The sequence below is a fragment of the Psychrobacter sp. DD43 genome, from assembly GCF_904846555.1.
GTDB classification, from domain to species: Bacteria; Pseudomonadota; Gammaproteobacteria; order Pseudomonadales; family Moraxellaceae; genus Psychrobacter; species Psychrobacter cryohalolentis.
Window position 1 is genome coordinate 53,215 of the sequence record NZ_CAJHBE010000017.1, and the last position, 16,388, is coordinate 69,602.

Genomic DNA, 16,388 nt, shown 5'->3' on the forward strand with positions numbered 1-16,388 from the left:
GCAGACAGAGGCTGCGAATAATTAGCCCTAGTAGTTCTGTACCCTTTTAAAAGTGGATTAACTATATATAAATATGCTGAAATTAAGCGTTATTCAGCTGTCTTGCCGCTTCTAATGCAAAATAGGTCAAGATACCATCAGCGCCAGCACGGCGGAAGCCAATTAATGACTCTAAAATGACGGCATCAGTAAGCCAACCGTTTTGAATCGCTGCCATATGCATGGCATATTCACCAGAGACTTGGTATGCAAACGTTGGTACACCAAAGGTGTTTTTGACTTCACGGATTAAATCCAAGTATGGCTGACCCGGTTTAATCATCACCATATCCGCGCCTTCATTGATGTCCATGGCAACTTCGTGTAGCGCTTCAGCACGATTACCAAAGTCCATCTGATACTGCTTCTTATGCCCACCTTTTAAATTGCCCGCACTACCGACCGCATCACGAAACGGACCGTAATAAGCAGAAGCGTATTTTGCTGAATACGCCATGATAGCGGTATTCACAAAACCTTCAGCTTCAAAGGCATCACGCATGGCTTTGATACGACCATCCATCATGTCACTGGGTGAGATGATATCAGCGCCAGCACGTGCATGGACGAGCGCTTGCTTGACCAATACTTCAACCGTTGCATCATTTACGACATAGCCTGAGTTATCCAGCAAGCCATCTTGACCGTGTGAGGTATAAGGGTCCAATGCCACATCGGTCATGACGACCATCTCTGGCACAGCATCTTTGACTGCTTTTACCGCACGTGCAGTGAGAGCGTTTTCATCATAAGCAGACCTACCATCAGGGGTTTTTAGTGAGTTATCAATTACTGGGAAGATATCGATAGTCTTGACGCCTTCACTTAACAAGTCTTTGGCGTGCTTAATGAGCAGGTCTATCGACAAGCGCTCAACCCCCGGCATACTAGCGATTTGTTGGCGCTCGTTAGTACCTTCTAATACAAAAACGGGGGCGATAAAGTGCTTGGGATGCAGCTCAACTTCACGAATCATCGCCCGTATATTGTCGTTATAACGCAAACGACGTAGGCGAGTTTTAGGGAATTGGCGGTTAAAAGTATAAGTCATATTGTTTCCTTATCTGAATGGCAATCACGGTTATTTTTTTAATTACTGAGATTTTTAATGAGGTTACTACTAAGGTTTTTAAAAAGATACGTCACACAATGTCGATACTATACCCAATACCAGCTATCAAAAGCAAAAAGCCCTACCGACTTACTATAATGAGTCGGTAGGGCTGATTGTAGTTATCGACTATCAACGCGATAAAAGTACGTCACGCGCTTAGGGCTTTATAAAGATTTACGGCTCAATAATCTGCGTGACTGGTACTTGCTCGACACTGTTCTCTTTAAGCATAGTCTCTTCGGTGATTACACCGATAGCGGCATCAGTCTTGCCATCGTTATTGACATCGACCACAGCCGTTGGCTTAAAGGTCGATTTTTCTACTGGCTGTGCCTGTTTAATGGCGAGGGCTTCTTGAGCAGAAACCACACGCGCAGAACTTGCCGCATCGATAGCATCAGTAGCTTTTGCCTTGTTACTATTGGCAGCTGCATTGACTACTTGTACCAGATTTCTATGTTGCGGTACAGGAATCACGGTAGGTACATCTAGATTGGCACCGCCACCCAACACTTGATAAAGCTCGATTTGGCTGATGATTTTCTGCAGCTCTAAATCCAAAATGCCTTGCTGTGTTGAAAATAACGAACGCTGAGCATCAAGAACGTCTAAATAGTTTGAGATACCTGCTTTAAAGCGCGCATCAGCAATCTGATACGTTTGCTCAAAGTTGTCTTGCAAACGATACTGCGCCTCTAACTGCTCGCCCAAAGTTGCACGGGTGGCTAAGACATCCGACACTTCACGGAAAGCGGTTTGAATTGAGCGCTCATAGCCTGCTAGCGTCTGCTTACGCTCGATTTGTGCCACATCATAGTTGGCATCTAAGCGACCAGCATCAAAGATAGGCACACTAACGCTTGGACCGAATGACCAGCCGACAGAACCACTTTTGAATAGGTCATTTAAGCTGCCGCTGCTTAAACCAACATTACTGGCTAAGCTGATAGAGGGGTAATAAGACGCGCGCGCCACTTCGATATTCGCACCAGCCGCTTTCAGATTATATTCTGCTTGCAACACATCAGGACGATAGCGTAGCAGCTCACTTGGTAAGCCAGCACTAAATACTTGCTGACTTGTGATATTACTGACCGCAGGCGTTGGAATCAGATTGGTTGGAATCGGTCCACCAACTAAAAACTGCAATGCATTACGTGATTTTAAAATACTGCTTTGGGCACGTAACACCGCCAATTTAGCACTTTCAAGTGAGGCACTAGATTGTAAAGAGGGCAGTTTAGGATCAATACCGGCTTCAAAGCGTTTATCAGCGATAAATAGCGATTTCTCACGGCTCTCTACAGTCGCCTCTGCCAGTTGTAGCTGCGCCAAGCTATAGCTCAAATTAGCATAGCTTTGAGCAATGTTGCTAATCAGACTGATTTGAGTGGCATCTTTTGCCGCTGTCGTTGATAAAAAGTTCTGCAACGCTTGATCTTTTAAGCTGGCAATTTTACCCCAAAAGTCGAGCTCATAATTGGCAAGACCAAGGTTCACACTATAAGCACCGCTAGAGTTTCTATCACGGTTATTTTGTGCTGAGCGAGTATAGCCACCACTGCCATCAATGCGAGGTAGATCATTGATATCAGTAATTTGATATTGTGCACGGGCTTTTTCAATCGCTAAACGCGCACTCTCAAAGTCTTTGTTGTTTTGAAGACCTAAAGCGATCAGACCTTTTAGACGCTCGTCGCTGTAAAAGTTCTGCCAGCGTTGACCAGCAACACTGGCTTGCTGAGCATTACTGACCGTTTCCTTATCGAACGCGCCATAGGTTTGTTCGATCGGAATATTAGGCACCGCCAATACAGGACGCGTATCAGCCTTTGGAATGGTATTACAAGCCGCCATGCTGAATGCTAAAGCAGTTAAGCCAAGCAAACGGCCACTGTTTTTGCGTAAGCGTGATAGCGTTGGTTGGGCATTGGTGGCAGAAAACACCACCGTCGCTGAGTTAAGGGTCGTTATTTTTTGAACACTCATTTTGTATTATCTCCAAGGCTTACAGGCTGATAATTCTCAGAAGGCATCGGCTCTATTGGCTTAGGTGCGCTGCCATTGCTATCATTATCTCTATCGTTTGGCTTGTTGTTCTCGTACTTGTGCGGGAACAGACTGCGCACCCAGATATAGAACATCGGGATAAAGAAGATGCCTAAGATGGTCGCCGTTACGACGCCGCCAACAACACTGGTACCGATAGCGTTTTGACTGCCTGAACCTGGACCGCTCGCCAAGAACAATGGCAAAACACCCAGACCAAAGGCAAGCGATGTCATGACAATCGGACGCAGACGTTGGCGTGCTGCCGTCATAACGGCCTCTCTTAGACTATAACCTTCCTCTTGATGTTCTTTGGCAAATTCAATAATCAAGATAGCATTTTTGGCTGATAGACCCACCACCGTTAGCAGACCTACTTGCAGATAAATATCATTGGCAAAACCTCGTAGCCAAGTAAATATCACTGCCCCAAGTACCCCAAGTGGAATGACCAATAGCACCGAGAAGGGGATAGACCAGCTTTCATACAAGGCGGCAAGACATAAGAATACCACCAAGATTGAAAGGGCATAGAGCATCGGTGCTTGCGCGCCTGACTTTTGCTCTTCCAATGACATACCTGTCCACTCGTAACCGACACCTTCAGGTAGCTTTTCGATCATGGCTTCCATCGAGCTCATCGCTTCACCAGTACTTAGACCGGGCGCGGCAGCACCTTGGATATTCATTGATGGCAAGCTGTTATAGCGGGTCAGACGCGGTGAGCCTGACTGCCATTCACTGTTAGAGAAGGCATCGAATGAAATCATCTCGTTACTGTCATTTCGTACATACCATTTGCCAATATCATCAGGATTGGTACGGCTGCTGGCCTCACCTTGAACAAAGACGCGTTTAATACGTCCACGATCAATGAAGTCATTGACATAGCTTGAACCCCAAGCGGTTGATATGACACTATTAATATTCGCCAAAGATAAGCCATAAGCGGCTGCTTGCTCTTGGTCGATATTAATCTTGAGCTGCGGTGAGTCTTCTTGACCGTTCGGGCGTACACCAGCAACTTGATCGTTTTGTGCGGCCATACCCAAGAGCATATTACGTGCTTCAAGTAGTCCATCGTGACCAAGGTTACCATTATCTTGAATCATTAAATCAAAACCACTGGCATTACCAAGCTCGGTAATCGCCGGCGGTACAATCGCATAGACTTGCGCTTCATTTAACTGCGTAAAGAAGTAACCCATTGCGCGACCAGCAACAGCTTGAGCAGTATTTTCATCACCGGAACGTTTCTCCCAATCTGACAAGCGAACGAATGCCAGTCCCATATTTTGCCCTTGACCCGCAAAGCTGAAGCCTGCAATGGTAAAGACGGAAGCAATGTTATCGGTTTCTTGGGTCTCGTAGTAGTCTTTTACTTTATTGAGTACGTCTTGCGTATCATCTAATGTCGAGCCCGCAGGAAGTTGAACCAAGGTAAACATAATACCCTGATCTTCTTCTGGTAAAAACGAGCCAGGGATACGTAAGAATACCACTACCATGACACCGATGATGGCCGCATAGCCAATTAAATACAACCATTTAAAACGAATGCTTTTACCGACGAAGTTTTCGTAGGAGCGGCTGGCTTTATAAAAAGAACGGTTAAACCAGCCAAAGAACCCTTTCTGCTTTTCGGTACTGCCTTTTTCGTGGCTTTTACCACGTTTTAGTAAAGTAACGCATAGGGCAGGGGTAAAGACAAGGGCGACCATGGCTGATAAAATCATACTGGTGATCAAGGTAATAGAGAACTGGCGATAAATCACGCCTGTTGAGCCGCCAAAGAAAGCCATCGGTAAGAATACCGCGGATAAAATCAGTGCAATACCAATGACAATCTTACTGATCTCACCCATTGATTGAACGGTCGCGTCTTTGATGGAGATATTGGGATCTTCCTCCAAAATACGCTCAACGTTCTCTACCACGACGATAGCATCATCGACCAGTAGACCGATGGACAAGACCATGGCAAACATAGTCAAGACGTTAATACTAAAGCCCGCAATATAAAGTACCGCAAACGTACCCAGTAGCACCACAGGGACAGCAAGCGTTGGAATAATAGTCGCACGCCAGTTCTGTAAAAAGACGAACATGACGATAAATACCAACACAATCGCTTCAATGAGGGTCATAACGACTTGTTCGATAGACAAGCGTACAAAGGGTGTGGTGTCATACGGAACGACTGAGGCTAGACCAATTGGGAAGTTTTTTTCCAGCTCAGCCATACGTGCGCCGACGGCTTCACGAGTCTCAAGGGCGTTTGCGCCACCAGCAAGTGAAATACCTAAACCGGCTGCTTCTTGACCATTGTATAAAGACACAACGCTATAGTTTTCACTGCCAATCTCGACATCTGCCACATCGCCTAAGCGCACTTGTGCGCCTGAGGTATCTGTTTTTAGTAGAATGTTTCGGAATTCTTCAGGCGTTTGAAGATAGCTTTGCACCGTGACCGTAGCATTGATAACCTGTTGGTCAGTATCAGCAGGTGCTTGACCTAACTGACCGGCAGATACTTGCGCGTTCTGCGCTCGTATCGCATTGACCACATCAGAGGGCACCATGTTATAGCTACGTAGGCGTGAAGGGTCAAGCCATACACGCATCGCATAGGTAGAGCCAAAGACTTGAACTTCACCCACACCCTCTACACGACTGATCGAATCGACGACATTAGAGTTAATATAATCGGCAATATCTGCCCGATCCATGGTGCCATCTTCAGAAATAAATGCTTGCACCATCAAAAAGCTGCTAGACGATTTATTAACGTTGACGCCCTGACGCTGTACTGACTCAGGTAATAAGCTCATCGCAGCTTGAAGTTTATTCTGTACTTGTACCTGAGCGGTATCAGGGTCAGTACCGTTTTCAAAGGTTAAGGTTACTGACGCGCCACCGTTTGAAGAACTCGACGATGACATATACATCAGACCATCAAGGCCCTTCATACGTTGCTCAATAATCTGTACGACTGAGTTTTCGACGGTTTGTGCGTTAGCACCAGGATAGCTTGCACTGACCGAAATGGTCGGTGGTGCAATACGTGGGTACTGTTCGATCGGTAGATTAATAACCGATATCACCCCAATGAGCATGATCAAAATAGCCATCACCCATGCAAAAATAGGGCGATTAATAAAAAAACGTGACATAGTAAATCCCTAAGTCTTCCTAGCTTTGAATGGAATTATTTGGCAGCTGATTGTGCAGCTTGCTGCGGTGTTTTGGCAGCAGCCTCTTTTGTAGCAGGCGCAGGGTTTGGATTTTCTAATGGCTTCGCAATAACCTCTTGTTCAGGCTTCACTTTTGCGCCGCCGATAATCACGACTTTGTCGCCAGCTTGAAGACCGTCAGTGACGACCCATTGTCCTTGATAAGTACCATTAATCGTGACCGGACGAACTTGGATTTTGTTGTTTTCATCGACGATATAGACTTGCGTTTCACTCTTAGGTGTACGTGTGACTGCGCTTTGCGGAATTAACGCCGCATTGGTAATGACGCTTTGGGTTAAGCGCGCAGTGACATACATACCGGGTAATAAGATATTGCTGTTATTTGGGAAGATGGCACGTAAGGTCACTGCCCCTGTTGATTCATCGACTTTCGCTTCTGACAATGCCAACTCGCCACGTACAGGATAGGTTGAACCATCCTCTAACACCAATTCAACTGAGTTCAAGCCAGTCTGTGCTTTGCCTGCAGAGATCTGCTGACGCAATTTAAGCAGCTCAGAGGAGGATTGACTGATATCGACATAGATTGGGTCTAGGCGTGAAATGGTCACTAAAGGAGTAGGTTGACCTGAGCTGACCAATGTACCAGCAGTCACGCTCGAGCGATCCGTACGACCTGAGATAGGGGCACGTACGATGGTACGATTCAGATCTAAAGTACTTGCTTGTAAGCCGGCTTTCGCCGTTTGGATACCTGCTTTTGCGCTTTCAATACCCGCTTGTGCTTGACCGATAGCAGCATTGGCGCTTTGTACGGCGGCCTGCGCAGTACGCACGGCAGTTTGTGCTTGGTCGTACTGCTGCTTTGAGATGGCATCAATAGCAACCAATCCTTGCAGACGTTGCAAGTCATTTTGTGCTTGTGATAGCGACGCTTGACGGCTGGTCAAATCCGCTTTTGCATTGGCAGTATTGGCCAATGCTGTCTGATAGTTGGCTTCTGCTTGTGCTATCGCCGCCTGACCACTGGTAATAGACGTTGCGTAATTATCCGTATTGATGCGATATAAAGGCTGACCTTTTTTGACGTTGCTGCCCTCACGGAACAACACTTCGTCGATAATTCCATTCACCTGTGGGCGGACATCAGCGGTTTGATAAGCCGCGGTGCGTCCAGCAAAAGTCTGTACTTGTGGCACAGTACCAAAAGTAACAGTTTGGACGTTGACGACGGAGGGCGGCATTTGTTGCTGTGCCGCCGCCGCGTCGCCAGCGGCATCCTCTTTTTTGTCACAGCCAACCAGTACAGCTCCAGATAGTACAGTTGCTATTACAAGCGCAAGATAAGAGTGCTTCATCAATGTCCTCGGCAATATAAATATCATATAATAAATAGTGACAGTATAAAAAGTTTATGGATAAATCTTAACGTAGAGAATATAAAAAATTCATAGGCATTTACCGTTATCAAAGTACATTAAAGGCTCGATAACCGGATAAGTAAATTTAATAAGAGATTATAAACTATAGGGTATACCCCACAGTCAAGGCGAAAAAAACCATTTTTGTCGGCTATAATTGTCGTTTATGATAATAAACGAACCCAAGCTATTGAAAACAAAAGCGTTACGCTAAAAGTGAAGGACAAAATCTACAGTGAATAGTCAGTGATAACATTGTTAAATTTTGTTTGTTTAAAAAATATAGAAGTGAATTATTAATAAAGGGAGACACATAAGAAACAATATTTAGTCTGTTCAGAAAAACATTGCTATAGCAATAATTAAGTAAAAATGTAGCAGTAAAAAGTTTAACTGCTTATACCAATATAAGCAGTATCGATTTGAGTCTCACTAATATGGCAGCAATATAAAAAATAGCCAAACAGTGTTATTCAATGATTATATAGTCGATTCATTTTAAAAATTATACAGTGCTGTTGGCTATAAATTTTTTGCAGCGTCTGTCACGCCTGCGAACAGCAAGCAAGAAAAAATTATAGCCAATAGCATGTTATTACAATCGTATCGCTTTTATTTTGAACTGACTATAGTAAGCGAGCGCTGGCGAGTTCAGTCAATTGATAAAGACCCTGACGGTAGCGGTTATCCGGTAAGTTACTTAATGCCTGCTGGGCAAGCTTGGTTTCTTCTAAAGCCCGCTGTTTACAGTAATCTAAGGAGCCTGAATCACGTACCAAAGCAATCAATTGCTCGGCATTGGGTGTTTTGCCTGTCTGCACGGCAATACGCAGCTGCTCGTAGTGTTCTTGATTGCTGTCTTTTAATAGCGCTAATGCTTTAATCGTTGGTAGGGTAGGTTTGCCTTCCGCTAAATCATCGCCAAGATTTTTGCCCATCAGCGCACTATCGCCACTGTAATCAAGCACGTCATCGACGATTTGAAAAGCATTGCCAAAGTGCTGACCAAAATCAGCCAATGCTTGCAAGTGCTGCGTTTGACCTTGCAAAATCGCAGCGCCTTGAGTTGCCATCATAAATAACCGTGAAGTCTTACCATCGATGATATTGAGGTAATCTTGCTCAGTTGCTTCGGGATTATGCTGATGCTGCAGTTGTAATACTTCACCTTCAGCAATATCACAAGTACCGTCTGAAAACACTTGCAATAGTGGCAAGCTTTGAAAGCCTACCAACAAATTAAAAGCACGAGCAATTAGATAGTCACCGACTAATACCGCTGTCGCATTATCCCAAGTGGCATTGGCAGTAGGCTTACCACGGCGCTGTCCTGACTCATCTATCACATCATCATGTACCAAGGTCGCGGTATGCAGCATCTCAGTAATCGCTGCCAAATGCATGGCTTGCTTCGATGGCTCATCATTAAGCATTCGCGCGCATAACAAGGTAATTAATGGGCGCATACGTTTGCCGCCTGCATTAATCACGTGCTGTGAGACATTCATCACCAGCTTAACTTTGGAATTAAGGCTGCCAAATACTTGTTTGTCCATAATATCGAAATCATCAGCCACAATGCTCTGGATATCAGCATAGGTTGGTGTAGACGATAGATTGACTGATGGCGCGGTAGTCAATGGCGCAGCGGTTTTAGATAAAGGAGTACAAGTCATAATAGATAATCATACCAATAAAAATAAAGAATATTTTAATAGCGATACTTTTAATAGTGATACTTAGCAAAGCCAGCGTTTTATGCATGATAGCATAGCTGTCTAGTGATATTGTTGATTTAAGTATAGCAAAATGCGATACGGCGCTTGAGGTTCGGGCGAATATTACGGCGTTTATTATGGTAAAAATGAGCAAATCACTGGTAAGTAGCTATTAGCAGCTAAGTGATCTAAACAACGATGACTAATGAATAGATACTTATTACATGTCTATTTACAAAAAACTGTAAGTATCTGATTGGATAAGCTATAATAGCCGCTGTTGGATTTTAACCACTATCTCTGCGTGTTATTAGGCGGTCTATATTAATAGCGATATACATTGCGCTGATTAATCAATGACATTGTGTCTGATACGAGTATAGATTTTTGGTATCACCACCATACAAAAACAAGAGGTGCGGCTTGCTTTTATCAGCAAAAAGCCGTAAAATCTTGCCTTTAATTTTTCCCTGTCGTGTTCGTCGTCGAAGTGTTGGTATGATATCAGCCACGGCACACGGGTTAAACGGAGTCATACAATGTACGCAGTAATCAAAACTGGTGGTAAACAGCACCGTGTAGTCGTTAATGAATTGCTTAAAGTTGAATTACTTAAAGCAGAAACAGGCGAAACAATCAAATTTGAAGATGTGTTGATGATTGTTGATGGTGAAACTGTCAAGATCGGTCAGCCTATCGTTGAAGGCGCTAGTGTTGAAGTTGAAGTTGTTGAGCATGGTCGCGGCGAAAAAATCCGTATCGTCAAGCACAACCGTCGTAAGCATTATCACAAAGAGCAAGGTCACCGCCAATGGTATACCTTGTTAAAAATCAAAGCGATTAATGCTTAATTAACGATTGTCAGTTTATTGATGATTAATAACGCACTAAAAGCTTAAGAGTTGTCGCATTAGCGATAAGTCACATTAACAAGGAGATTTTCTCATGGCACATAAAAAAGCTGCCGGTTCAAGCCGTAACGGTCGTGATTCAAACCCAAAAATGCTAGGCGTAAAAATCTTTGGTGGTCAAGCCATCGTCGCTGGTAACATCATCGTTCGTCAACGTGGTACAGAATTCCACGCTGGCGAAGGTGTTGGCATGGGTCGTGACCATACTTTATTTGCACTAAATGACGGTGTGGTAAAGTTTGCGACCAAAGGTAAATTTAACCGTCGTTATGTGATGGTTGAAAGCGCCTAGTTGCCCATCTAGATTGTTTTATCTTTTAGATAAAATGATTTGATGACTAAAAAAGCCCTTATTACCGTTTGGTAGTAGGGGTTTTTTATGCTTATAAGCTTATGTTAACCACTGATTAAAACGGTTAAAACTACGATAAAGGCTATTTATTACTTTGTAACTGTTGTATTTACAAGCCTGTATCCCAGCAGTAGTAATGATTGCAAATCATGACTAGGCGCGTAATAAAAAAACTGGCACACTGTCCTCATTGTTTTATCACACCGGTTTTGTACTCGTATGATAAACATTTACCGAAAACAAAAATTTGATAAAACGTTTTATTTTTATGCTATTTTGCATTTTTAGAGAGGATTTATAATGACTTTACTGACTATTCAATCGACTAAACAGACAACAACGCTAAAACAAAAAATGATGGGCGGAGCATTAGCAGGCGTCTTAATGACTACGCTCGGCGTCGCAGCGCCTATGATGGCGATAACGCAATCGGCGACAGCAGCGCCAGCTGACAATATAACGGCAGCTAAGCGCTTAAATAAGCTTTTGACCAATACTAAGAGCATGACGGCCAACTTTAGCCAGACGACTAAGGGCGCTAATAGCGGTACGTTCAGTGGTACGATGAGCGTACAACGTCCAAATAATTTCCGCTGGGAAACCAAATCTCCATCAGAGCAGCTGATTGTGGCAAATGGTAGCTCGATGTGGGTTTATGATAAGGACTTGGAGCAAGCCACTAAACAAAACGTAGACAGCCAAGTGGGTAATACACCAGCGCTATTACTATCAGGTGATCCAAGTAAAATCGATAAGAACTTTAAAATCACCCAGCCGTATGCCAACAAAAACTACTATGTGCTGTATCCAAAGTCAGATAGTGCTAGCTTTAAGAGCTTATCAATGAGCTTTAGCGGTGGTAAGCCTGTGATGATGGTGTTAAATGATAGCTTAGGACAGACTACCTCTATTAAGTTTAGCGGTATCAAAATGAACCCAAGCATTAGTAGCAATCAGTTTAAGTTTACGCCGCCAAAAGGTGTTGATATTATCAATCAGTAGAAGTGATCAGCATTTTATTTATTAAACTAGTTGATTAGAATAATAAAAAGGACATACCTACTAATAGGTGTGTCCTTTTTTATTGAGCAAGAGTATTTTATCCGATTTATTTAAGAGGATGCTCTGATACTGTCTATCTCTGGCATGGGTGGTAGCTCATCTAAATGGCTCAGTCCAAAAGCATCTAAGAATTGAGACGTAGTATGCAGTAATGCTGGACGCCCTAGAGTATCTTTGTAACCATTTTCTTCAATCCAGCCTTTATCAAACAATTGACGCAATATGTTGCTCGATAGCGTCACGCCGCGCACATGTTCTATATCGCTACGGGTCACTGGTTGCTTGTAGGCGATAACGCTCAAAGTTTCTAGCAAGGCTTGGCTGAGACGTTCTTGACGCTGGGGAAAGACACTCTGTATTAAGGCGCTATGGCTATCAGCGATTTGCAAACGATAACCACTGGCAGTATGATGCAAACTTAATACGCCAAGATTTAAGCGTTGCTTTAGCAGTTCTAGTGCCTGCTCTAACTTATTAGTCGTTAAGAATAAGTGTTTTTTTAAGTGATTAGTAGTTAAGGGTGCTTCTGAAGCATGAAGTAAAACTTCAATCTGTTTACTTATATCTTCAATAGATAGTAGGTGGTCTTTAGGGTCGTCTATATCTGCCATTTCAATATAATCTTCTTCAGTTGAATGATTTTAGACTTACTATAAAGCCAGTTAGGATTACGCTAACCATTCTAACGTCAATTTTCCGAGTAAATCGCTATGAGTGGGCAGGCTGCTATCAGCGTTATTTGCTGTGTTAAAACGACTGTCCGTACTATTAGCAACCACACCAATCAGTTGGCGCTTGATTAATTCAAGCACCGCGACAAAACTGACCACCACACCTATTTTTCCTTGGGCTTTATCTAATAGTTCATAAAAAGAGTGCGCGCCGTCCATACTCAGTTGGCGACTGATACTAGCGATACGATCAGCAAGTGGCACAGCATCGACCTTGATGCTATGCATCTGATAGTCGGGTTGCAACTGCATCTTAAACAAGCTATCAATCAATAGAGTAGGTGAATAGCTTGGCAGCTCAGCATTCATAATGTCTTGGCTTGGCATACTAACCATCGCCAAAAACACATCGCGCTCAAGTCGAATTAAATTGTCTAAACGTTGACTGGCAGCTTTGACTTGGGCATATTCTTCAAGACGCTCAATCAGCTCAGATTTTGGATCACGCTCATCGGTAGGCGTTTCTGGTTTAGGAAGTAACAACTCAGTCTTGATCGCAATCAAGGTTGATGCCATTAGTAGATAGTCACCGGCCAACTCAAAATGATTGGTGTCCAATTCACTGATATAAGCCAAATACTGCTCTGTAATCGGTAATATCGGCATTCGTGTCAAATCGACGTTATTTTTCTTAACCAAATACAATAAAAAGTCTAATGGCCCTGCAAACTGCTCAAGCCAAATAGCAAACGCTTGTGGCGGTACATACAGATCTTCTGGCAAATGCTGTACAGGCGTCTGATAGATACGCAGAGACATATCATGAATCTCTGCGCTAGACTCAATTAATCGCTTACTTTGCATGATAGCAATCTATGGTCATCGTAAATAATAATTTACTTAAGTTTGGCAAGTGGGCGGATACCAATAGCGCGGCGGGTCTTATCCAGTTGCTTACGACTATGACGGCGGGCTTTTTCTGCACCCATCTGTAGGATTTCTTCTAGCTCTTTTGGATTTGCCATCAGTTCCTCATAACGTGCGCGGAATGGGGCAACTTCATTATTGATTTTATCAAACAACGCTTGTTTGGCATCGCCCCAGCCAATACCAGCGGCAAACTGCGCACGCATATCGGCAATCTCAGTAGGCGTTGCAAAGGCTTTATAAATCTCGAAAATAGCAGAGTCATCAGGGTCTTTTGGCTCAGCAGGCAACTGCGAGTTGGTGACGATCTTCATAATGGCTTTATGCATCTGCTTTTCACTGCTAACTTGTGGATTTAGATCACCAAATAGAGGAATGGTATTGCTATAGCTCTTACTCATTTTACGCCCGTCAAGACCTGTGAGTAGTGGGATATCGTCATCTACAACAGCAGATGGTAGCGTAAACAGTGGCTTATAGCGATGATTAAAAGTACCGGCAATATCACGAGCCATCTCGATATGCTGAATTTGGTCACGACCAACAGGCACATGCGTAGCATTGAACATCAAGATATCGGCTGCCATCAGTACCGGATAGCCGAACAGCCCCATGTTAACACCTTGATCGGGATCAACATCTTCCTTTTCCATATTGATATCGACTGACGCTTTATAAGCGTGCGCACGATTCATCAGACCTTTTGCACATGAGCAGTTCAATATCCACGCAAGTTCTGGGATTTCAGGCACATCTGATTGACGATAAAAAGTCACGCGCTCAGGGTCAAGACCGCAGGCAATCCAAGTTGCTGCAATGGCTTTGGTCGATTCATGGATAATATCAGGGTCATAACAACCAATAATACCGTGATAATCTGCTAAAAAGAAAAATGCTTCATCATCACTGTTTTGGATAGACTGAATCGCTGGACGAATCGCGCCAACGTAATTACCCAGATGTAGGGTGCCAGTCGGTTTGATACCAGTAAGGATACGTTTGGCTGCTGCTGAGCTATTAATAGTAGGTTGGCCGTCAGAAATCTGATTATTACTCATGGGAAATCCGTTATTTATTGATCAAATTATTATAAATTTATGATTATTTATCTGCTGATAATAGCAAAAAATATTAGCTGTAAATTATAGCAAATTTTGCCAGTGATTTTCGTTGGAATAAAAGCTTACTTATAGATATCTCTACGACCTTCGGGACCATTTTTAAAACGGCGATGGAACCACATCCACTGAGTGGGATCAATACGAATCAAGCCCTCTAGTACTTCATTAACGCGAGTCGCGTCAGCCACTTCGTTATCACTTGGATAGTTCTCTAGCTCTGGCGTAATTGTTAGATGATAATGGGGGCGTTTGCCACGTGGCAAATTATCTGGCGTCTGTCGATAAGTATGCAGCGCCATTACGGCTGGTGGATGCACTTTATTGCCTAAGGTTGCCAATCGCCGCGTTGCCGTCAGAGTTGCTGCTGGTACGCCAAAGAATGGCGCCATGACCCCTTGTTTTAGACCATAATCTTGATCCGGTGAATACCAAATCACACGACCCTTTTTAAGAGAGCTAACAAGGCTACGCATATCACGGTTGGAGATTTGTTTACTCAGAATACTTGTGCGCCCATTATAAATAAACCAATCAAGCAATGCGTTATTTTGCGGACGATACATACCATCCATTGGGAAGAACTGGGTACAGAGCATACCGCCTAGATCAAGCATCGTATAATGGGCACCCAATAAGATGACCGCGCGACCCTCATTTTGTGCATTAACAAGATGCTGTAACCCTGAGATAGATACTGTACGGGTAAAAACATTCGGACGGAACCAAGCGCATAAGGTTTCAAATACGCCAATGCCTTGATTGACAAAGACTTGTTTTGCCATGAGCTCACGTTCCACTTCTGGCTTTTCTGGAAATGCCAGTTTGAGGTTAATTAAGGTATCACGGCGGCGTGAGCCTACGACACTATAGATCAAAATACCAAGCTTGCGACCGAGCCAAAATTGCCACCGTAGCGGTAGATAAATCAGCGGCAAAAAAATAGCAAATAATAGCCAAATACCCCAATATTTAGGCATTAAAAACTGCCATTCAAAAGGTTTCTTTTCTGCTTGATCGGTCTGCTTATGCGTTTGGGTAATCGTCGGTGTGCCAACAGGTAGAGCCGGAGACTTAGCAGGCGGCTGTATACTTGGTGGCGGCATGCTGCTCTTTGAGGCAGATTTGCTAGGATCGTATTGTTCAGGCGCTTTCATAAGACTGTTACTAGTAATGAAAAGTTATGATTATGATGGGGTAGTAAGCGAGACTTTGCAAGGTGATTTATCCTTTGTTAAGACAGATTTATAGGCAAGATAGTTATATATGAAAATCGTTTTTTATAAAAGTATCAAGCATAAAAAAACCTTATAAGCTGCGGACAGCTTATAAGGTTTTGCAAATCTATTCTTATATTTAATGCTGCAGCTGTTGCTCTGAGATAAAGACAACAGTTGCAGAAATATAAGAGATAGCTTTGATTAACGTTTTGAGAATTGTGGACGTTTACGTGCTTTACGTAGACCCAATTTCTTACGTTCAACTTGACGTGAATCACGAGTAACAAAGCCAGCTGCTTTTAGAGCAGGTTTGTTAGATTCGTCAAGCTCAATCAATGCACGCGTGATGCCGTGACGGATTGCGCCAGCTTGACCACTAATACCGCCGCCTTTTACAGTGATGTAAAGGTCATAAGCAGTAGGTGTGTCAAGTAATTCTAAAGGCTGACGAACAACCATGCGCGACGTTTCGCGACTGAAATACTCATCAAGTGGTTTGCCGTTAACAACGATGCTACCAGTACCTTTCGCTAAAAAGACACGAGCGGTAGAAGTTTTGCGGCGACCAGTTCCGTAATTGCGTTCCATA

The 16,388-nt window shown here is 43.5% G+C and carries 13 protein-coding genes; 3 read left to right on the forward strand and 10 right to left on the reverse strand.

What is annotated here, in order from left to right:
* Positions 1 to 82 precede the first annotated feature (82 nt).
* The 5 genes from hemB to JMX89_RS09730 all read right to left on the reverse strand — a co-directional run bounded on the left by hemB (position 83) and on the right by JMX89_RS09730 (position 9,496).
* The gene (gene hemB, locus JMX89_RS09710) at positions 83 to 1,090 is read right to left on the reverse strand and encodes a porphobilinogen synthase (protein WP_201551446.1); all 1,008 of its coding nucleotides are present in this window, start codon (positions 1,088 to 1,090) and stop codon (positions 83 to 85) included.
* Positions 1,091 to 1,327: 237 nt separating this feature from the next.
* The gene (locus tag JMX89_RS09715) at positions 1,328 to 3,142 is read right to left on the reverse strand and encodes an efflux transporter outer membrane subunit (protein ID WP_201551448.1); all 1,815 of its coding nucleotides are present in this window, start codon (positions 3,140 to 3,142) and stop codon (positions 1,328 to 1,330) included.
* Positions 3,139 to 6,375, reverse strand: a complete 3,237-nt coding sequence (locus tag JMX89_RS09720) for an efflux RND transporter permease subunit (protein ID WP_201551450.1) — start codon at positions 6,373 to 6,375, stop codon at positions 3,139 to 3,141. Before JMX89_RS09720 ends, JMX89_RS09715 begins: the two co-directional genes overlap by 4 nt.
* A gap of 35 nt (positions 6,376 to 6,410) precedes the next feature.
* Positions 6,411 to 7,757, reverse strand: a complete 1,347-nt coding sequence (locus tag JMX89_RS09725; RefSeq protein WP_201551452.1) for an efflux RND transporter periplasmic adaptor subunit — start codon at positions 7,755 to 7,757, stop codon at positions 6,411 to 6,413.
* A 689-nt stretch (positions 7,758 to 8,446) separates the two neighbouring features.
* Positions 8,447 to 9,496, reverse strand: a complete 1,050-nt coding sequence (locus tag JMX89_RS09730; RefSeq protein WP_201551454.1) for a polyprenyl synthetase family protein — start codon at positions 9,494 to 9,496, stop codon at positions 8,447 to 8,449.
* A 581-nt stretch (positions 9,497 to 10,077) separates the two neighbouring features.
* Here JMX89_RS09730 and rplU point away from each other — a divergent pair.
* The 3 genes from rplU (at position 10,078) to lolA (ending at position 11,803) form a co-directional block, all read left to right on the forward strand.
* Positions 10,078 to 10,389, forward strand: coding sequence for a 50S ribosomal protein L21 (gene rplU, locus JMX89_RS09735; protein WP_011280837.1), 312 nt, complete (start codon positions 10,078 to 10,080; stop codon positions 10,387 to 10,389).
* A gap of 94 nt (positions 10,390 to 10,483) precedes the next feature.
* Positions 10,484 to 10,741, forward strand: coding sequence for a 50S ribosomal protein L27 (gene rpmA, locus JMX89_RS09740; RefSeq protein WP_010199200.1), 258 nt, complete (start codon positions 10,484 to 10,486; stop codon positions 10,739 to 10,741).
* Positions 10,742 to 11,101: 360 nt separating this feature from the next.
* On the forward strand, positions 11,102 to 11,803 hold the full coding sequence (lolA, locus tag JMX89_RS09745; RefSeq protein ID WP_201531196.1) for an outer membrane lipoprotein chaperone LolA: 702 nt from the start codon (positions 11,102 to 11,104) through the stop codon (positions 11,801 to 11,803).
* A gap of 110 nt (positions 11,804 to 11,913) precedes the next feature.
* On the opposite strand, the gene scpB is transcribed toward lolA, so the two are convergent.
* From scpB to rpsI, 5 genes are all read right to left on the reverse strand, one after another.
* Positions 11,914 to 12,474 carry an SMC-Scp complex subunit ScpB gene (gene scpB, locus JMX89_RS09750; protein ID WP_133104404.1) on the reverse strand — a complete coding sequence of 187 codons (561 nt, stop codon included), beginning with the start codon at positions 12,472 to 12,474 and terminating at the stop codon, positions 11,914 to 11,916.
* Positions 12,475 to 12,531: 57 nt separating this feature from the next.
* Complete coding sequence (locus tag JMX89_RS09755; RefSeq protein ID WP_201531197.1) at positions 12,532 to 13,398, reverse strand: segregation and condensation protein A; 867 nt, start codon at positions 13,396 to 13,398, stop codon at positions 12,532 to 12,534.
* Positions 13,399 to 13,430: 32 nt separating this feature from the next.
* Positions 13,431 to 14,519 (reverse strand): tryptophan--tRNA ligase, encoded by a 1,089-nt coding sequence (trpS, locus tag JMX89_RS09760; RefSeq protein WP_201531198.1) that lies wholly within the window; start codon positions 14,517 to 14,519, stop codon positions 13,431 to 13,433.
* Between the two features lie 125 nt (positions 14,520 to 14,644).
* On the reverse strand, positions 14,645 to 15,736 hold the full coding sequence (locus JMX89_RS09765) for a lipid A biosynthesis acyltransferase (RefSeq protein ID WP_133104407.1): 1,092 nt from the start codon (positions 15,734 to 15,736) through the stop codon (positions 14,645 to 14,647).
* A 264-nt stretch (positions 15,737 to 16,000) separates the two neighbouring features.
* On the reverse strand, positions 16,001 to 16,387 hold the full coding sequence (rpsI, locus tag JMX89_RS09770) for a 30S ribosomal protein S9 (protein WP_011514071.1): 387 nt from the start codon (positions 16,385 to 16,387) through the stop codon (positions 16,001 to 16,003).
* Position 16,388 lies beyond the last annotated feature (1 nt).